This window comes from Clostridium polyendosporum, from assembly GCF_018332455.1.
GTDB lineage: Bacteria > Bacillota > Clostridia > Clostridiales > Clostridiaceae > Clostridium_AY > Clostridium_AY polyendosporum.
The window spans coordinates 31,672-51,813 of sequence record NZ_BOPZ01000001.1; the positions used below are offsets into that span (position 1 = coordinate 31,672).

Sequence of the window (20,142 nt, forward strand, 5' to 3'; positions counted from 1 at the left end):
TAAGGAAGAAACTTGTTTTTCGAGTGGTGTATTTCTTTTAATCAGGTTATAATAAAAAAAGTATAGTATAGAATTTATAGTGTATAAAAAGTATTTATATTTCTTTTAGGAAGTTGAATAAATAATACTTGACTAAAACAGAGTAGGGGGTAAAATGTGGGAACAAAAGAAGAAAGATTTAATATAAAAGTTAATGAACCATGTCCATGTGGTAGTGGAGAAATTTTCAAAAGCTGCTGTATGAAGAAGAAGCAAGAGTATTATACCTTAGGAAAAAACTATGAAGGAAAAGAAATGGTTTTCAATCAAACAAAGAATATGGAGAACTATGATGAAATAACTAAGTTCTTTTTAGAAAATATATATAATGTGATAGAAAAAAATGATACCTTTGCAGTGAGTAAAGCATTAGATCATTTAAAAGTAATTTATGAAAAGGTTGATAAAGGATTAAATCAATTTTCAGGGTATGCTCCTTGTCAAAAGGGGTGTGGGACTTGTTGTTCACTTTATCTTGAATGTACTCCTATCGAAGCTGAGCTTATTAGAAGGTATGTTAAAGATAATTTCTCCCAAGAAGAAATTGATAACATTATCTTAAGATTAAAGTGTATGAATGAGCAATTTGAGCAAATCATTAAGAGTAGTGGAGAGAATAAAGAAGAGATCATTAAAAAATACTTAGATAGAAAACAACCATGTATCTTTTTAACAAAAGAAAATAGCTGTGGTTTGTATGAAGTTAGACCCTTAGTATGCAGAAGCTTTATAGTATTTTCAGCTGCTGAGAATTGTAAAGGAGAAGGAGAAATAATAAGGCCAGCACTTGCTCCGGCAAACATTGGAAGGATAGCTATAAATCAGCTTTCTATGGCGGTAGTAAGATTTAAAAATATGCATGAGATAGTTAATAATGAGAAAACACCAGTTATGAAACCTCTAATTCAATGGTTTAATAACGGGTTTCATGATATTAATAGAAAAATATAGTTTATTATACATGAATAATCTACAACCGTGGTTTTGTGATAAAATTATTTTATAAATAAAATCAATAACTTTTTAAAAAGTTATTGATTTTTTCTTTTGTATAGTATAACATACTTTCGTAAGAAAATAGTGAATGTTTTTCATGTTAAAATTATATATTGTTCAGTTCGTATAAGTTTGAAGATGGGGTTCAAGCGTTTCTACCAGGGAGCCATAAACTACCTGACTACGAATATATGATTTATTCCATAGGATTTGCTCGGAAATAATCGTATGTTTATAAAGAATGATTAGAGTTTTATATTGTTTACTTTTTGTTAGAAAGTGAAATTTCAGTTTATTTCTCTGATTATCGGTAGTTATTAAAGCGCTAACTTTTGATAGAAAAAAGTTAGCGCTTTCATATCTTTTATAAAAATAGAAAGGATGTAGAGCATGAATTTATTAAAAGAACGAATAGTAAAAGACGGTAAGGTTAGAGGAAATAATGTTTTAAAGGTTGATAGTTTTCTTAATCATCAAATGGATATAAAGCTTATGAATGAGATTGGTAAAGAGTTTAGAAGAAGGTTTGATGGAGAAAAAATAGATAAAATATTAACAATAGAAGCATCGGGAATTGCTATTGCGGGTATTGCATCACAATATTTTGATTATGTTCCAGTAGTTTTTGCAAAAAAAACTGAAAGTTTAAATATAGATAATGAAGTTTTTGAATGTTCTGTTCATTCATTTACTAAGAGAAAAACCTATAAAGTTAGAGTCAGTAAGAGTTTCTTAAAAGAAAGAGAAAGAGTGCTAATAGTTGATGATTTTTTAGCTACGGGCTGTGCTACTATTGGGCTAATAGATATTGTACGCCAAGCAGGTGCTGAAGTAGCTGGAGTAGGAATAGTTATAGAAAAGGGATTTCAAGAAGGAAGAACAGAAATTGAGAAACTTGGTGTTAGAGTTGAATCTTTAGCCATAGTAGAAAAAATGGAAGATAGTAAAGTTTATTTTAAATAATTTTTATAGTTTTGTTTTAAACTATAGATAAATAAATTCATAGGTCATATTGACTTTTAGAAACAGCAGTAAAAAGTGCAGGTTATTTTTAAAAATTAATTAAAGGAGAATAAGCTCGATTATTTAAAAATTATTTAATTAAAGGAGGAATAATCATGAGAAAATTCTTAAAAGTATCATTAAGTGCTGTGATTGCTTCATCACTTTTTTTCGTAGGATGTGGGCAAGCAAAAACAGAAAATGTAAAAAAGGCAGATAATAAGGTGAAAGTTGGGTTTATCTATGTTGGACCGATAGGTGATGGTGGTTATACTTATTCACATGATCAAGGAAGGCAATACCTTGAAAAAGAGCTAAAAGTTGATACGATTTACAAGGAATCAGTTAAAGAGGATAAGGCAGAAGTAGAAAGAGTTGTTAATGATATGATTGACCAGGGAGCTAACGTTATAGTTGGTACTAGTTTTGGTTTCCAAGAGGGATTACTTACATCTGCAAAGAAGTACCCAGATGTAAAATTCCTTCACTGTTCAGGTTATGAGACCGCTGCGAATATGGGGCAATTCTTTGGGAGAATTCATGAAATGATGTACCTAAATGGTATAGTTGCTGGTCTTAAAACCAAGACTAACACACTTGGATTTGTTGGTGCGTTTCCAATCCCAGAAGTTATAAGAAATATTGATGCGTTCACTCTAGGTGCAAAATCAGTTAACCCAAATGTTAAAGTTAAAGTTAATTGGACAAATACTTGGTATGACCCAGCAAAGGAAAAAGACGCAGCACTAGCGTTATTAGATGGTGGTGCAGATGTTATAGCTCAGCATCAAGATACAGCTGGTCCACAACAAGCAGCAGAAGCTAAGGGTGCATTTTCTATAGGTTATAATACGGACATGAGTAAGACTGCTCCAAAGGCAAATATGACTTCAGCAGTTTGGAATTGGGGTCCATACTATGTAAAACAAGTTAAAGCTATTATGGATGGAACTTGGAAGGCAGAAAAGTACTGGGGAGGATATGCTGATAATATAGTAGACTTAGCTCCACTTACTGCAAATGCTCCAGATAACGCTAAAGCTATAGTTGACAAGACTAAGGAAGATATAAAAACAGGTAAGAATAAGATTTTTGTTGGACCTATAAAGGATCAGAGTGGAAACTTAAAGGTCAAAGATGGAGAAGTTATGTCAGATGATGCTATTTGGAATATAAACTGGTTTGTTGAAGGTGTAGAAGGAACAATTCCAAATCAATAATAATAAAATTCAATATTACAGGTATACAAGTTCTTAATTGAATTTAGAATTTTATAAAAGGTAATTAAAAATTAGGTTGTTTTCTAAATTCATTCAGTACTATACTTGGTTATCTTAATAACATTATAAATCTGAACTGAAGAAACTATTTCTTCAGTTCAAATTATATTGGAGGAAGAAATGAATAAATTACCTTTAATATCATTAAAAGGAATAAGTAAGAGTTTTGGTAAGGTGGCAGCAAATAAAAACATTAATCTTAATATATATCCTGGTGAAATTCATGCTTTACTAGGAGAAAATGGGGCAGGAAAAAGTACTTTAATTAGTATTATTTCAGGAGTCTATTCGCCAGATAGCGGGAATATTGAGTTTAATGGGAATAAGGTGAAGTTTACATCTCCAAAGGAAGCTATGAATTGTGGTATAGGAACAATATATCAGCACTTTAAACTTGTGGAGGCAATGACTGCTAGAGAAAATATTGTTCTAGGTCATAAGGGTGGAATCTTTAGCAACAAGAAGAAGAGTGATGAGGAGATTAAGTCCATAAGTGACAGATATGGATTGGAAGTGGACTTAAATAAATATGTTTCAGATATGTCAGTTGGTGAAAGACAAAATCTTGAAATACTTAAGGTTTTATATAGGGGGGCTAAGGTATTAATACTAGATGAGCCAACAACAGTTTTCACCCCTCAAGAAACAGAAAAACTATTTAAGATCATGAGAAAGATGAAGGAACAGGGGTGTGCTCTTATCTTTATATCGCATAAGATGGATGAAGTAATGGAGATTTGTGATAAGATAACAATACTTAGAAAAGGTGAAACAATTAAAACTTTACATAAGGAAAAAACAAATCCTAAGGAAATTACTGATCTTATGGTGGGACGTTCTATTGATTTATCAATAGAAAAAGTCGATTGCAAGATTGGTAAAGAGCTTTTAAAAGTGAATAACCTTACAGTCCTTAATGAAGAAGGTGCAGAAGCACTAAAAAAACTCTCATTTCATATAAGAGAAGGAGAAGTCTTAGGGATAGCTGGAATTGCAGGATCCGGTCAAAAAGAGCTTTGTGAGGCAATTGCAGGAATAAGTAAAGTGAAAAATGGACAAATTGTTTTTGAAGGAGAAAATCTTGAGGGAAAGAATCCTAGGGAATTTGTTAAAAAGGGGATAAGTATGAGCTTTATTCCTGAAGATAGATTAGGAATGGGACTTGTAGCTTCAATGGATATGGTAGATAATCTTTTATTAAAATCTTATTATACAGAAAAAGGATTTCTTATAAATAGAAAACCGATTGCTGATAAGGCTAAATCCTTAAAGAAGGCTTTAGAAATAAAGACTCCGAGTATACATTACCCTATCAAGTATCTTTCAGGAGGTAACATCCAAAAAATACTTCTTGGAAGAGAGCTAAGTTCAAATCCTAAATTATTAATTATGGCATATCCGGTAAGAGGACTTGATATTAATACCTGTTTTACAATATATAATCTTATAAATGAGGCTAAGAGCAAGGGGACAGCGGTGCTTTTTGTTGGAGAAGATCTTGATGTTTTAATGCAGCTTTGTGATAGAATCATGGTTTTATGTGATGGAGCAGAAAGTGGAACGATAAAGGCAGAAGAAGCAACAAGAGAAAAGCTTGGTCTAATGATGGTTGGTGCAAAATGCTAATACAAGGAGAGGGTTACTTTGGTTAGACTTATAAAAAGAGAAGAGATAAGTAAAGCTACGAGAATAAAAATTATGATATTTGCTATAATATTCGCATTAATAATAGCTGGAGGGTTCATTGAAATTTTAGGATATAACCCTATAGAAATATTTGGAGCGATGTTAAAAGGTTCTCTTGGTTCACCTAATAGAATAAGACAAACGATTATAAATGCGATTCCTCTTGTAGTTACAGCTGTAGGAATATCAGTAGCATTTAAGATGCAGTTTTGGAATATAGGAGGAGAAGGACAAATATTAATGGGAGCTCTTGGTGCGACATTAGTTGCATTAAATATGTCAACCCTTTCAAAACCTGTTTTACTATTATTAATGGTAATTGCTGCTTTAATATTTGGAGCTTTTTGGGCAGCTATATCTGGAGTACTTAAGGTATATTTTAATACCAATGAAACTATAGTGACTCTAATGTTAAACTATATAGCTTTAAAATTTATAACCTATCTACAATATGGACCATTAAGAGATAAAAAGGCTATGAATTTTCCAAAGATACCAAATTTTTCGGAAAATGCTATACTTCCTAGCCTGTTTAATGTTCATATAGGATGGATAATTGCAATTATAATAGTTATAGTGTTTTATATAATAATGAAACATTCTAAGCTTGGATATGAAATTTCTGTTCTTGGAGAGAGTCAAAATACAGCAAGATATGCAGGGATTAGTATAAATAAAACTATACTTAAGGCAATAGGTATAAGTGGTGCTTTATGCGGGCTTACAGGCTTTATACAAGCTTCTGCGGTAAGTCAGACATTATCTACAGAGATTAGTGGAGGAGTAGGATATACTGCAATTATTGTTGCATGGTTATCCAATCTTAATTCAATTGCTATACTGCTAGTTTCATTTCTTTTTGCGACACTAGTACAAGGTGGTTCTTATATTCAAACTGCTTTTGGTATACCAAACGCTGCAGCATCTGTTATCCAGGCGTTATTACTATTCTTCGTCCTTGGGAGTGATCTATTTATGAAATACAAAATTGCTATAAGGAGGACAAAATAATGGATGTGGTATCATTTTTACATGCTACTGTAATAGCAGGAACGCCGCTTTTGCTAGCGACTTTAGGTGAGATAATTACTGAAAAGGTGGGTAATCTTAACTTAGGTGTTGAAGGTATGATGCTGATGGGAGCAGTAGCAGGATTTTTAGTTGGTTACAGCACAGGTAATCCATTCCTGGCTCTTTTAGCAGCAATGATATCAGGAGCATTAAGTGCTTTAGTTTATGGGGTATTAACTATATCTTTAAGAGCTAATCAAGTTGTTACAGGATTAACCTTAACTATTTTTGGGACTGGTATATCAAGCCTTGTAGGACAAAAAGTTGTAGGGCAGATAGTTCCAGAAAACATTAAAATTTTTTTTCAACCTGTAGCAATTCCACTATTAAGTAAAATAACGTTTATTGGTGAAATATTCTTTAATCAAGATGTATTTATATATCTTTCATATTTAATTACTATAGCTACTGGGTTATATATTTATAACTCAAAAACAGGGTTAAACCTTAGGGCTGTTGGAGAAAGTCCTGCAGCAGCAGATGCTGTAAGTATAAATGTAAGCAGATATAAATATATCAATATTCTTCTAGGTGGTGCTTTAGCAGGCCTTGGAGGGGCTTATCTTTCATTAGTATATGTTCCTGCTTGGCAAGAAAACGTCACAGCAGGAAGAGGATGGATTGCTGTTGCACTTGTTATCTTTTCAGCGTGGAATCCATATAAAGCAATATTAGGTGCTTATCTATTTGGAGGACTTGATATTATAGGATTTAGATTAGAAAAGGCAGTAATTAATCAGTATTTTCTTGCAATGCTTCCTTACATAGTTACAATTATAGTACTTGTAGTTGTTTCGGCGAAAAAATCAAAGAAGAATTCTCCACCAAAAGCATTGGGATTAGCTTACTTTAGAGAAGAGAGATAAAGCTTTGTAACTTATTTGTTGCTATTTTATAAAGTGAAATCTTGCTAAAACTGATAGACTCTACGCCTAGTAAGTTTTATTATGTATAAAATATAACTAAACACAAAAGATAAATTCACAAACTTTAATTTAGCCCAGAGAGGCTAAAAAGGGGGCGAAAACTCCCCAAAAAGAAACATTCAAAGGGGGAAGTATTATGGATAACGTAAGCTTAAAACAAGAGTTAGCACAAAAAAAACAACAAAGAACAGTGGGCATAAGTGAAAAGTTGCCACTTAAGAGAGCACTTCCACTTAGCTTACAACACTTATTTGCTATGTTCGGAGCTTCAGTATTAGTTCCGATATTATTTAATATTGATCCAGCAACAGTGTTATTTTTTAATGGTATTGGTACATTATTGTATGCAGTGATTACAAAAGGAAAGATACCAGCATACCTTGGTTCAAGCTTCGCATTTTTATCACCAGTTTTTGTATTAATGGGTAATGGATACTCATTTCAACAAATACAAGGTGGATTTGTTGTAGCAGGTCTTGTGTTCTCAGCAGTGGCAATAATAGTTGGACTTACAGGAATAGGTTGGATTAAGAAGCTTTTTCCACCAGCAGCTATGGGAGCTATAGTTACAATTATTGGTTTAGAGCTTGCTCCAACAGCAGCTGATATGGCTGGATTTCCAGTTGGAGGATCAAATACTCAGGTGTTTAATGGTCCTTGGGTAATTGTTTCAATGACAACGCTTTTAACTATAATTTTATGTTCCGTATTATGTAGAGGATTCTTAAAGGTTATACCTATATTAATAGGTGTTGTAGTGGGATACATAACGGCATGGATGATGGGTTTAGTAAACTTTGATGCCATGAATCAAGCAAGTATAATTGCAGCACCACATATAGCACTTGCTAAGTTTGATACTACTGCAATATTAACAATATTACCAGCAACCTTTGTTGTAATAGCTGAACATATAGGGCACCTTGCTGTAACAGGAAGTATTGTAGGAAAAGATCTTACAGAAGAGCCTGGTCTTCACAGATCTTTACTTGGTGATGGTCTTTCAACAACATTATCAGGGCTTTTTGGATCAGTTCCAACTACAACATATGGTGAAAATATAGGTGTTATGGCGATAACTAAAGTTTATAGTGTTTATGTAATATGCGGTGCAGGTGTACTTTCAATAATTCTTGGATTTTCAGGAAAGTTAGCAGCATTAATTAGAAGTGTTCCAATTCCAGTAGTTGGTGGAATTTCACTTTTACTATTTGGAACAATTGCAGCATCTGGATTAAGAAGTTTTATAGAAGAGAAGGTAGATTTGTCAGAGTCAAGAAACTTAATACTTACTTCAGTAATATTAATAATAGGATTAAGTGAGATAAGGGTTAACCTTGGTGTCGAATTAAAAGGAATGGCATTAGCTACAATAATAGCAATGGTTTTAAACATATTATTCATGATATTCGATAAACTAAAGTTAATGAATGACATAGAAGAATAAATTAATTATGATAGGCTGCCTTATAAAATTAGGCAGCCTTTTATATATAATAAATTAATTTTCTTATTTGTTGGCATTTTATAAAGTAGAGCTTAACTAAAATTGAGCGCTTTATAAAAGGCGAGCATAGAGATTTAACTCTATAATAAATTAAAAAAATTATATATTCCTAATAAAAAACTTAACAACCCTAATGTATTATAATAACATTGTCTTAAAATACTTAAACAATTAGTTTTTAATTTGTAAAGTTTAAGCATGCATGAATCTACAAACTCTTTTCCTAAAGAAATTTAAGTATTATAATATTATAAAATAAAAAAAAGGATATAAAGAGAGGATGAAAATTATATGGAGTTACATGTATATTTAAAAGGTGAAAGAGAACCAGTTGTTTACAAGGGTGATAGGATAGATGTATTAGATTTTACGATGAATGAAGTAAACTATAAGCAGATACGTTATTTCAGAAAAGGCTTTAGTAAAAGTGAACTTATTGAAGCAAGTATTATACAAAGAATAGTAGAGAAGTAATTAGTATTATACTATGAATAATGAACTTATATATCCTTAGAAAAAGCATTGCATGTGAAGGGTATTTTGTGAAATTTATTAAGGATTGAAGTTGTTTATATTTAGTACAAGAATTCTAGTGGTATAAAAAATAGATTACCTCAAAAACTAAGTTTAATTAAAACTTAGGAGGTGAGCTTATGGCTAAAAAAGATCAACAATCTTCATGGAATAGTAAAAGATTTCAAAGTCCAAAGAAAAATGATGTTGAACCAGTACCAGAAATTCAAAATAAAAATAGGAAAAATGATAAATAGGAATTAGATATAAGGAAGTTATCAAAAGTAAAGGTCTAGATAAGAGAATTGCTTTTGAGTACTTCCTTTAATTTGTTGCTATTTCACAAGTTGAAATATGATTAAAGCTGAGTAGGCAGGCCTGCTCAGCTTTATTTGGAAATAATGTAATTATAATAATAAAATGTAACAATAATATAACTCTGCTGAATTTAAACCAAAATTTTTACTCATAATATATATGTTAATTAAGGCTAAGGAGTGATAATTTTGAAAAAAAAATTCATACTAACATCAATTATTGTTGTTGCTTTAACAGCACCAACAATAGCTTATGCTCAACTACAGAATACTCCAGATATAGTAGAGAATCAAAATGAGAATTCATCAATTGAGCAAAAGTTTGAAAAAGGAAAGGCAAAACTTGAAGAAAGAAAGGATCGGCTTGGAATTAAGGATAGAGATCATCATGATAAATTGGAAAAGCAGCTTTTGAAGGCTGAAGGATTAACAAAAGAGAATAAGCAGGCACTTGAAAGGGCAATTAAGAAGAGAACTGAACTTCGTGAAGAGATGTTTAATTTAATAGAAACAAAAATAGACAATAAAGAAGGAAATGGTGTTAGTTTAAGAGATCAAACTAAGGCTATAAAAGATAAGGTTGATAATAAACAAATATCTGAGAATGAAGCTAAAAAGCAGCTTGAAGAATTAAGAGAAAAAAGAAAACAAAGTTTTAAAAACTGGAAAAATTCAAATAAAGAAGCAAAACAAGAACTTGATTCATTAAAAGATGAAATGGATAAATGGAAAAAAGATCATAGAGTAGCAATGGATGAATTTGAGGATGCAGTTGATGATAAGAATACTAATGCTATAAATGAAGCATCAAAGAAACTTACTGCTTCGATAAATGAACATAATAAACTTTTACAAAAGAAAATTAACGTGCTTAATAAATATACAAAATAGATCTCATTTAAAAAGAGATGAAACATATGTAAATGTAGTCTTAAGGCATTGGTGATATACCTCAGTGCTTTAAGGCTATTTTTGATGTAGTTATAAACTTAGATGAAATTTTAAATATGTAAAAAATTTTAACAAATTTTATCGACATAGCCTATATTCTTGGATTAGCCATTTGAGAAAACCAAGTAAATATTTACATACAGGCTATATGTACAAACGTAAAATAATTAGATGATTATTTTACTATTGAAGCACTATTCTAGCAGTTTTTAAATAATACAGTATAACATGGATTTTTACAAAATAAAACAATAATATATGAGGAAAGATGCAACAAAATGTAAATTTGAGGTATTTACCAAAAGTTTACAAATAACATTATCTAACTATATAATATGTATATAAATGGATATAAATGGATATTGATATACATATTATACGAATCTACTGGAAGGATAGAAGTATGCGTTGAATTTGTTCACTTAAAGTAAAGAAAAAAATTCAATCTTTAATAAATATGTATGAAAGTATATTATAAGTTATCAGCTTAAGGGGGGAGAAGGTATGGAAGAAAAAGCTTCAATAACATTTGAATCTTCAAATGAGTTTAATATGTTAGAGAAAAGTATACAAGTTACTAGAGTTAAAGAACGAACGGCGTATCTATTTTTAAAAAAGCTAATAGATTTAATTGGAGCTATTTGTGGTCTCATAATAACGACTCCTATATTGATTGTCACAGTTATAGCTATAAGGATAGAGAGTAAAGGTCCAATATTATTTAAACAAGAAAGAATAGGACAAGATGGAAGAAGATTTAATATGTATAAGTTTAGGTCCATGGTTATAAATGCAGAGGAACTTAAGGACAAGTTCATAGAAAAGAATGAGATGAGTGGACCTATGTTTAAGATTAAGGATGATCCTAGAATAACAAAAGTAGGTAAATTTATAAGAAAGACAAGTATCGATGAACTTCCGCAGTTAATAAATATATTAAAGGGAGAAATGAGCTTAGTTGGACCTAGACCAAGTCTACCTAAAGAAGTGGATCAGTTCCAATTATGGATGCTTGAGAGACTTGATGTGAAGCCGGGGCTTACTTGCTATTGGCAAGTTTCAGGAAGAAATAATATCGATTTTGAGGACTGGATGAAGCTTGATATTAAGTATGTAAGAGAGAGAAATACTTGGATTGATATAAAGCTTATATTTAAAACAATTGGAGTTCTTTTTGGTGATGATAATGCTAGATAGCGATAAAGATATTGGGAGGATTATATTATGCTGTGTGCATTAATAATGGCAGGTGGAAAAGGAACAAGATTTTGGCCTCTTTCCACGGAAGATAAACCTAAGCAATTTTTAAATCTCTTGGGTAATGAGACAATGATTCAAATGACAGTAAACAGGATTAAACCTTTAATTCCATTAGAAAGAATATTTATATGCACAGTAGAAAAGTACGTTCCGTTAGTAAAGGAACAACTTCCAGAACTGCCACAAAGGAACATAATAGTAGAGCCAGAGGGAAGAAATACAGCACCTTGTATTGCACTTTCTTCATTTATTATAGATAGATATTATAAGAATTCTACAATGGTAGTATTACCATCAGACCATCTAATAAATGATGAAGATAGGTTTCTACAGATTATAAGAAATGGTAGAGAGTTTTTAAATGATTATCCAAGAGAAATCCTAACATTAGGAATGGCTCCAGATAGAGCTGAAACTGGTTATGGGTATATTAAATGCTCAGAAGATATTATAAATATAAATAATAATCAGGTAATAAAGGTACAAAAGTTTGTGGAAAAACCAAATAAGGATAAAGCTGAACAATATTTAAAAGAAGGAAACTATCTCTGGAATGGAGGCATGTTCCTGTGGAAAGTTGAGAGAATATTAAGGCTTTTAAGAGAGAACATGCCATCAACATATCATGCTTTAAGTGGTTTAAAAAATATAGAAGAGGATTTAATCTTCAAATATGTAAATGAGAACTATAGTAAAACAGAAGTAACCTCTATAGATTATGGAATACTTGAAAAAGTTGATTCCATAAGAGTTATACCTTGTAATTTTGGTTGGGATGATATAGGAAGCTGGAATTCTTTAGAGAGATATAGGGAAAAAGATAAAAATCAAAATATATGTGATGAGAATATAAAAGTTATTGATTCTACAAACAACATTGGAATTGGACATAAAAAGCCTATTGTTTTTTATGGACTTGAGGATGTTTTTTATGTTGAAACCGATGAATTAATAGTGATTGCAAAAAAAGAAAAAATGAATGATATAAAAATTTTAAAAGAGAAGATACTAGGGGGATTTTAAAATGGTGAAAAGGGCGTTAATTACGGGAATTACAGGACAAGATGGTTCGTATTTGACAGAGTTTTTATTGGAAAAAGGGTATGAAGTACATGGAATCGTAAGAAGACACAGTACTATAAATACAAGCAGAATAGATCATCTCTTTGAGAATGAGGAAATAGGAAATAAGAGATTGTTTCTTCATTATGGAGATTTAACAGATTCTAGTAACTTAAATAGATTGATGGAAAAGATTAAACCAAATGAAATATATAATCTTGCAGCACAATCACATGTGGCAGTATCCTTTGAAGTTCCAGAGTATACTGCAGAAGCAACAGGTGTTGGAACTATAAGACTATTGGATGCTATTAGAGAAACTGGAGTGAATTGTAGATTCTATCAAGCGTCTACATCAGAGCTTTTTGGTGGACTACCTCATACAGCTCCACAAAGTGAAAAAACTCCTTTTTATCCAAAGAGTCCTTATGGAGTTGCTAAGCTTTATTCTTATTGGATTACAGTAAATTATAGAGAGTCATATGGTCTTTATGCATGTAATGGAATATTGTTTAACCATGAGTCTCCAAGGAGAGGAGAAACCTTTGTAACTAGAAAGATCACGAGGGCTGTGGCATCTATAATAGCTGAAAAGCAGGATAAGCTTTCTTTGGGTAACCTTGATGCAAAGCGAGACTGGGGGTTTGCTGGAGATTATGTACAAGCTATGTGGTTAATGCTTCAACAAGACAAACCTAGGGATTATGTTATATCTACAAATGAGACTCATACTGTAAGAGAATTCGTAGAGCTTGCATTTAAAGAAGTAGGTGTAGATATAGAATGGAATGGTGAAGGTATAGAAGAAAAGGGAATTGATAAGAAAACAGGAAAGGTTCTTGTTGATGTAAACCCTAAGTATTTTAGACCAGCAGAGGTTGAACTTCTCTGGGGAGACTGTACAAAGGCTGAGAGAGAGCTAGGATGGGAAAGAAAGGTTTCCTTTAGGGAACTGATTAGAATGATGGTTGATGGGGACATGAAGGAAATTGCAGGTAGAAGTATAGGCAAATATTTGGTTGATGAGGAAGCTGCTGCTACTAATTAATTTAATGAATATAATAAAACCGAACAGGCAGTGAGCCTGCTCAGCTTTAGTCAGATTTCACTTTGTGAAATGACAGCAAATAAAAAGCTACTTTAAAGCTTAAAAATAGCTTTAAAGTAGCTTTTGGTTATACTGTTAAATTAGATATCTTATTATAAGTTTTATAGTAGCAGGCAGTGAACTTTTTAGGAGCTTTATTCATTATAGATCTTATAATTTTACCACCTACCTTGTCCACTATTTTTTACACCTGATTATAGATTCCTTATCTGTTTCGCCGTATTTAGATACTATGATAGTTCCATCGTTAATGGCTGAAAGTATCTGAGTATCTGAAAAGTATAGTATTGGAGGAGTATCTAAAATTATTAAATCAAAAGATTCCTTTAATTTAGATATTAATTGAATCATTAAGTTGCTTGAAAAAATCTTAGCAGGATTTTGTTGTATGTTACCACAGGTTAAGATGTATAGATTCTTTACATCACAATTTTGTAAGCAATCTTCAACTTTATGGTTACCTAATAATATGTCTGATAGACCAATTGTATTTGATAATTTAAAGTGCTTATGAACACTTGGATTTCTAAAGTCGCAATCTAATAATAATACTTTTTTATTGCTTTGAGAGAAGGAGATAGCAAGATTAGATTCTACTGTACTTTTACCTTCTTTTGAGTTTGAGGAGGTTACAACTATTGATTTAATTAATTAATATTAGATAGTGACTTTTTAGATTTGAATATCATAATTATTTCCTCCTACTTGCTTGTATTAGGTATAACACCTAGCACAGGAGCATCGAGCAATTATGAAAGCTCGTTCTCGGTTTTAACAGAGCCAGCTACATATTCGTGTAGAAATATTACTCCAATTGACAACATAATACCTAAGAAAAATGCTGCAGTTGAGTTAAGAGCAATATTAGGTGAAAATGGATAATTTGGAGTTATAGCCTCATCTATAACTTGTATAGTATCTGGGTCAGCTATATTTTTAGTAACCTTTTTTAATGATTTAACTACCTGGTTAGCTATTGGAGCAACTTCATCTTTATTTGTTGAAATTACAGTGATATTTAAAAATTGTGATTTTTCACTTGGTGCTGCAGATATCATTGACATTAACTGGGCGCTCGACATATTAAGATTTAACGTATTTATGACATCTGTTGCAACCTTTCTTGTAGCGGCAAATTCAGCGTAAGTTTGAGCCAGGCCTTGGTAAAGAACCATATCATTAATGTTAGGTTTTGATGTAGAGGATAGATTTTTATCCCCTATGATCACTAGAGTAGATACTCTGTACTGCGGCTGGATATAATAGGTTGTTATTGCCCAAGTAACTCCTGTGGTCAGTAAGGTTACAAGAATTAAAAACCACAGCTTTTTTTTAATTATGCTTAGAAATTCTTTTAATTCCATCGATTAAACACCTCTTATATTTTGTAGTTTATTTGTAAAATAATGTAATTTAGTAACATAATTTAATAATAATACATGTGATAAACAAAGTAAATAATAAAAGAAAAAATACACAAAAATGAATTAATGTAAAATATTGACAACAAAATGAAAGATATATAGAATTAAATTAATAAATGAAAAATATGGTAAAATGATGTTTTCAGCGTGGATAAATGCATAGTAGTAAGGAGGGATTTAAATGAAAAAGAAACTACTGATATATGCCCATTATTACTATCCAGATGTAGCTTCCACAGCACAAATACTGACTGAGCTTACTGAGGGGTTGGCAAGTGAATTTAATATTACAGTTATATGTGTTGTACCAAGTTATGAAGGAAAGGTAGAAGAATTTTATAAAGGGAAAAGATTTTATTATGAGAGCTATAAAGATATCTCTGTAATAAGAGTAAGAGTTCCTGAGTTTTCGAAAGGTAACAAGATAAGCAGAATAAAAAATATAATGGCCTATTTCATAAATGCTCTTTTAGCTACCTTTAAGCTTGGTAAACAGGACTATGTATTAACCATATCACAACCACCTATTTTAGGTGGGATATTAGGGGTAATTGGAAGCATATTAAAAAGAGCCAAGCTTATATATAACATTCAGGATTTTAATCCTGAGCAGACTGAGGCTATTGGATACTCAAAGAGTAAGATTATTTTAAAGCTTGCCAAGAAAATAGACTGTATAAGTTGCAAAAGGGCATCAAAAATAATTTTGGTTGGAAGAGATATGGAGGAAACCTTAAAAAAGAGGTTTAGTAAAAATAGATTAAAAGACGTAACTATAATTAATAACTGGGTAGATGAAAATGAGATATTTCCATTGTCTAAAGATAATATTGAGGTTATAAAGTTTAAGAAAAAACATAATCTTTTACACAAGATTGTCATTATGTATTCGGGTAACTTGGGGCTTTACTACGACCTTGAAAATATAATAAAGGTGGCAGAAAGATTTAAAAATAATCATAACGTAGTATTTACTTTTGTAGGTTCTGGTTCAATTAGAGATAAGCTTATCAGTTATGTTAATGATAAACAATTAAATAATGTAGTGTTTATACCATATCAAGAAAAAGAAAATCTTAATTATTCATTAAATGCTGCTGATATCCACTTGGTAATAAATGCAAAGGGCATAAAGGGGGTTTCAGTACCGAGTAAGCTTTATGGTGTTATGGCTGCAGGTAAAGGAATCGTAGGGGTTCTAGAGGAAGGCTCTGAAGCAAGAAGCATTATTGAGGAAGCTAAGTGTGGTTTATGCATAGAACCTGGAGATTATGATGGAGTTTATAATACTTTGCTAAAGATCATTGAGGGAAAAGTAAATATTAAGGAAATGGGTGTATCTGGAAGGATATTCCTAGAAGAACATTTGAAAAAGGAGCATTCAATTACGAGATATAAGGAAGCTATTCTAAAGGTGTAGGTTGAGGGGAGAGGTTGATTTGGAAAGAGAAAGCAAGATATATGTGTCAGGTCATAGAGGACTTGTTGGTTCTGCTATTGTAAGGAGGCTTGAGGAGAAAGGCTATAACAATATAATATATAGAACTCATAAGGAGCTTGATTTGACTAACCAAGAGGAGGTCAGAAGATTTTTTGAGGTTGAAAAGCCTGAGTATGTTTTTTTGGCAGCTGCTAAGGTTGGTGGTATAAATGCTAATAATGCTTATCCAGCTGACTTTATATATGAAAATCTCATGATTGAATGCAATGTAATTAAGTCTGCACATGATTTTAATGTTAAGAAACTTTTATTTCTTGGAAGTACGTGCATTTATCCTAAGTTATGTAATCAACCTATTAAGGAGGAGTACCTTCTCACTGGAGCATTAGAGCCTACTAATGAAGCCTATGCCGTAGCAAAAATAGCAGGACTTGAGATGTGTAAGTTCTTTAAGAGGCAGTATGGGGATAATTTTATAAGCTGTATGCCTACAAATCTGTATGGACCTAATGACAATTTTGATCTTAACAATTCACATGTATTACCTGCTCTAATAAGGAAATTCCATGAAGCGAAAGTGGACAAGTCTCCTTTTGTTGAGGTATGGGGTACAGGTAAGCCATTGAGAGAGTTCTTATATGTGGATGATATGGCTGATGGATGTGTATTTTTGATGGAGAACTACAATGGTGAAGAGCATGTGAATATTGGAACAGGTGAAGAGGTTTCAATTGGAGAGCTTGCAGAGCTTGTTAAAGAAGCAGTGGGATATGAGGGAAATATTGCATTTAATACAGAGATGCCTGATGGGACACCAAGGAAACTCTGTGATGTAAGTAAGTTGTATGAGATGGGATGGAGTCATAGGGTTGAATTGAGGGAAGGAATTCAGATGGCTTATGAGAGTTATTTGGATGTTTTGGTTGATGGAATATGAAGATTTTACAGGTTAATACAAGATATATAGGAGGAGGAGGGGCTGCTTCTATAGCCAATAGTCTTCATGAATACATTAATAAAAATACAGAACATGAATCTATATTTTTATATGGGAGAGGAGAACATGGAGATGAGAACTCCATTCGTATAGGTAAGAACATTGATACTTATTTATCTGCATTAATGAATAGAGCTTTAGGAAAGCCTTATAACTTGTATTTCAACAATAAGATAGAAGAATATATTAAGAATTTCGATGTAATTCATTTTCATAATTTGCATGGATACTATATAAATTATGAAAAATTACTAAAGTTAGTAGTGAAATATGACAAGCCGATCATTTGGACATTACATGATCAATGGACATTTACAGGAGGGTGTGCATTCCCAGGCAAATGTAATAAGTGGCGGGACAAGTGTTTTTCATGTGAACAGAAGCAGTTATATCCTAAGAGATATATTGATAGAAGTAAATCAACTTGGGGAAGCAAACGCAACATATTGAATCTGCTTAATAAAGAGAAAACAATATTTATTTCTCCCTCACAATGGCTAGCGGATGAGTTTAAGAAATCATATTTAAAGGATTATAGAATAAATGTAATTCCTAATGGAATTGATAATAACAGTAACTTACAAATAGATAAAGTTGAACAGAGAAAAATGCTAGGTATACCTATTGATAAAAAGATAGTCTTGTTTGTTGCCGCTGATCCAAATGATGGAAGAAAAGGAATTGAATATTTGTTTGATGTTATTACTGACTTTAGTGAGGACATAATTTTCATTTCTGTTGGTAAGGAGATTAAAGATATAAATTACAAAAATTTAATTCAATTAGGGTATATAAGGCATAAAGAGAAAATTAATTCAATTTATGCTATAGCTGATGTGTTTTTATCCACAGCCATTGAGGATAACTTTCCAACTACAATACTAGAAGCAATGTCTAATAGATTACCAATAGTGGCATTTGATGTTGGAGGAGTAAGGGAACAAATTGGTGAAATGTGTGGAGTTATGATTAACAAAGGGAATTCAAATATGCTTAAAAATGAAATTATCAAGTTATTAAAGAATGATGCCAAAATAGAAGAATTATCTATTAATTCATATAAAAAATATAGTAGCAATTATACTTTGGAGTGTTTTGCTGAAAAATATGTTAATTGCTATACAGAATTAATTTAGAAACTAATTAAATGTGATTGGATGTATCTAAGATGAAAAGAATATTATTTGTAAGAAATTCTTCAATAAGTGTCAATCCGAACTCTTACAATCTTCAAGAACTTGGGATGTGTGAGGGATTTTCAAGAAAAGGATATGATTGTGATGTAGTATTTTATAGCAATAAAAGTAAAACTCATATAAAAGAATATAAGCACAAGGACAATACCATAAAATTATTATTTTATCCAGGAATAAAAGTTTTAAATAGTATAGTATATCCTAAGCTTCTTAATTATAAATTTTTAAGTAAATATGATTTGATTATTACAACAGAATATAATCATATGATGTCTTTATTGTTAGCTAAATTATGTCCTAAAAAGGTTGTATTGTATCATGGACCATATAATGATACAGGAAATTTATTTATTAGAAAAATTTATGACAAAATAGTTATTTCTTTATTTAATAAGAACTTATTATGTACATTTGTTAAGTCAAATTTAGCATATAAGTATTTGCAAAATAAAGGATTAGAGAATATTGAAGTAATTGGTGTTGGATTAAATACTGATAATTTTAATGAGGTTAAAAATAAAGATTCTCTTATACAGAACATAGAAAATAATTTTCTAAATTATAAAAAGATATTATATATAGGAAAATTAGAGGAGCGAAGAAATATAAAATTTATGTTCAATGTATTTGGAAAAGTATTAAGTAGAAAGAAAGACACAGTATTTATTTTAGTTGGCAATGGAGAAGAAGATAAAGTAAAAGAGTATATGGAATATGCAGATGAAATTAGAATTAAGGATAAACTTCTTTATATACCAAGTTTGGATCAAGATCAATTACCATTTTTGTATAATATGGCAGATGTATTTTTATTACCAACAAGTTATGAGATATTTGGAATGGTAATTTTAGAAAGTATGTATTTTGAAACTCCTATTATTACTACAGTTAATGGTGGTTCTAACACATTGATTAGTAATAGTATTAATGGATTTATATTAGATAAACTTGATGTGGAAAGTTGGGCGCAAAAGGTCATTGATATAATAAGCAATGATATATTAAAAAATAAAGTAAGTAAGGCAGCTAAATTAACAATATGCACTAAATTTAACTGGGATGTTATAAGTGATAAAATTATCAATAAAGTCTTAATGGGAGAATCTAAATGAAGATTGCTATTATAACTAATGTAAAAGTGCCATATAGAAATCTTCAAATAGAAGAATTTGCAAAAATTGAGAATACAGAGTTTGCTGCGTACTATACACATAAGGACGTTATAGGGAGATAATGGAATGTATGGCTTATTGATAATGTTAAGGAAATACAGCTTAAAGGTATTTACATTAGAGGCGAATTAGGTCAAATTAGTTTTCAATTAAGTAATATATGAAAAAAGCAGTTTGGTTATAATTGGTAGTAT

Annotated in this window: 19 protein-coding genes and 1 riboswitch; of the genes, 17 read left to right on the plus strand and 2 right to left on the minus strand. The window is 31.2% G+C overall.

Features of this window, described 5'->3' with window-relative positions; translation table 11 throughout:
- Positions 1–156: 156 nt before the first annotated feature.
- The 12 genes from CPJCM30710_RS00125 to gmd all read left to right on the plus strand — a co-directional run bounded on the left by CPJCM30710_RS00125 (position 157) and on the right by gmd (position 13,658).
- Complete coding sequence (locus tag CPJCM30710_RS00125; protein ID WP_212902129.1) at positions 157–990, plus strand: SEC-C motif-containing protein; 834 nt, start codon at positions 157–159, stop codon at positions 988–990.
- A 147-nt stretch (positions 991–1,137) separates the two neighbouring features.
- Positions 1,138–1,239, plus strand: a riboswitch (purine riboswitch).
- A 186-nt stretch (positions 1,240–1,425) separates the two neighbouring features.
- Entirely contained in the window at positions 1,426–1,998 is a 573-nt protein-coding gene (locus tag CPJCM30710_RS00130; protein ID WP_212902130.1) for a xanthine phosphoribosyltransferase, read from the plus strand.
- A 155-nt stretch (positions 1,999–2,153) separates the two neighbouring features.
- Complete coding sequence (locus CPJCM30710_RS00135) at positions 2,154–3,257, plus strand: BMP family ABC transporter substrate-binding protein (protein ID WP_212902131.1); 1,104 nt, start codon at positions 2,154–2,156, stop codon at positions 3,255–3,257.
- A gap of 180 nt (positions 3,258–3,437) precedes the next feature.
- The gene (locus CPJCM30710_RS00140; protein WP_212902132.1) at positions 3,438–4,943 is read left to right on the plus strand and encodes an ABC transporter ATP-binding protein; all 1,506 of its coding nucleotides are present in this window, start codon (positions 3,438–3,440) and stop codon (positions 4,941–4,943) included.
- 18 nt (positions 4,944–4,961) lie between these two features.
- The gene (locus CPJCM30710_RS00145; RefSeq protein WP_212902133.1) at positions 4,962–6,014 is read left to right on the plus strand and encodes an ABC transporter permease; all 1,053 of its coding nucleotides are present in this window, start codon (positions 4,962–4,964) and stop codon (positions 6,012–6,014) included.
- The gene (locus CPJCM30710_RS00150; RefSeq protein WP_212902134.1) at positions 6,014–6,940 is read left to right on the plus strand and encodes an ABC transporter permease; all 927 of its coding nucleotides are present in this window, start codon (positions 6,014–6,016) and stop codon (positions 6,938–6,940) included. Before CPJCM30710_RS00145 ends, CPJCM30710_RS00150 begins: the two co-directional genes overlap by 1 nt.
- Before the next feature lie 196 nt (positions 6,941–7,136).
- Entirely contained in the window at positions 7,137–8,447 is a 1,311-nt protein-coding gene (uraA, locus tag CPJCM30710_RS00155) for a uracil permease (protein WP_212902135.1), read from the plus strand.
- A gap of 351 nt (positions 8,448–8,798) precedes the next feature.
- Positions 8,799–8,981: a hypothetical protein gene (locus CPJCM30710_RS00160; protein ID WP_212902136.1), complete on the plus strand. Its 183-nt coding sequence runs from the start codon at positions 8,799–8,801 to the stop codon at positions 8,979–8,981.
- A 545-nt stretch (positions 8,982–9,526) separates the two neighbouring features.
- On the plus strand, positions 9,527–10,228 hold the full coding sequence (locus tag CPJCM30710_RS00165) for a hypothetical protein (RefSeq protein ID WP_212902137.1): 702 nt from the start codon (positions 9,527–9,529) through the stop codon (positions 10,226–10,228).
- Between the two features lie 612 nt (positions 10,229–10,840).
- Positions 10,841–11,485 (plus strand): sugar transferase, encoded by a 645-nt coding sequence (locus CPJCM30710_RS00170; RefSeq protein WP_212902313.1) that lies wholly within the window; start codon positions 10,841–10,843, stop codon positions 11,483–11,485.
- 27 nt (positions 11,486–11,512) lie between these two features.
- Positions 11,513–12,571, plus strand: coding sequence for a mannose-1-phosphate guanylyltransferase (locus tag CPJCM30710_RS00175; protein ID WP_212902138.1), 1,059 nt, complete (start codon positions 11,513–11,515; stop codon positions 12,569–12,571).
- Position 12,572: 1 nt separating this feature from the next.
- Positions 12,573–13,658 (plus strand): GDP-mannose 4,6-dehydratase, encoded by a 1,086-nt coding sequence (gene gmd, locus CPJCM30710_RS00180; protein WP_212902139.1) that lies wholly within the window; start codon positions 12,573–12,575, stop codon positions 13,656–13,658.
- Positions 13,659–13,895: 237 nt separating this feature from the next.
- Here the strand turns inward: gmd and CPJCM30710_RS18180 are convergent, their stop codons facing one another.
- Entirely contained in the window at positions 13,896–14,366 is a 471-nt protein-coding gene (locus CPJCM30710_RS18180) for a tyrosine-protein kinase family protein (protein WP_212902314.1), read from the minus strand.
- Between the two features lie 101 nt (positions 14,367–14,467).
- Positions 14,468–15,082, minus strand: a complete 615-nt coding sequence (locus CPJCM30710_RS00190; RefSeq protein ID WP_212902140.1) for a YveK family protein — start codon at positions 15,080–15,082, stop codon at positions 14,468–14,470.
- Between the two features lie 241 nt (positions 15,083–15,323).
- On the opposite strand from CPJCM30710_RS00190, the gene CPJCM30710_RS00195 reads away from it, so the two are divergent.
- The 5 genes from CPJCM30710_RS00195 to CPJCM30710_RS17975 are packed head-to-tail and all read left to right on the plus strand — an operon-like array spanning position 15,324 to position 20,010.
- Complete coding sequence (locus CPJCM30710_RS00195; RefSeq protein ID WP_212902141.1) at positions 15,324–16,562, plus strand: glycosyltransferase family 4 protein; 1,239 nt, start codon at positions 15,324–15,326, stop codon at positions 16,560–16,562.
- A 19-nt stretch (positions 16,563–16,581) separates the two neighbouring features.
- Complete coding sequence (fcl, locus tag CPJCM30710_RS00200) at positions 16,582–17,520, plus strand: GDP-L-fucose synthase (RefSeq protein ID WP_212902142.1); 939 nt, start codon at positions 16,582–16,584, stop codon at positions 17,518–17,520.
- The gene (locus CPJCM30710_RS00205) at positions 17,517–18,716 is read left to right on the plus strand and encodes a glycosyltransferase (protein ID WP_212902143.1); all 1,200 of its coding nucleotides are present in this window, start codon (positions 17,517–17,519) and stop codon (positions 18,714–18,716) included. The genes fcl and CPJCM30710_RS00205 overlap by 4 nt, the downstream gene beginning before the upstream one ends.
- Positions 18,717–18,748: 32 nt before the next feature.
- Positions 18,749–19,888 (plus strand): glycosyltransferase family 4 protein, encoded by a 1,140-nt coding sequence (locus CPJCM30710_RS00210; protein WP_212902144.1) that lies wholly within the window; start codon positions 18,749–18,751, stop codon positions 19,886–19,888.
- On the plus strand, positions 19,885–20,010 hold the full coding sequence (locus CPJCM30710_RS17975) for a hypothetical protein (protein WP_281413939.1): 126 nt from the start codon (positions 19,885–19,887) through the stop codon (positions 20,008–20,010). The genes CPJCM30710_RS00210 and CPJCM30710_RS17975 overlap by 4 nt, the downstream gene beginning before the upstream one ends.
- Positions 20,011–20,142 lie beyond the last annotated feature (132 nt).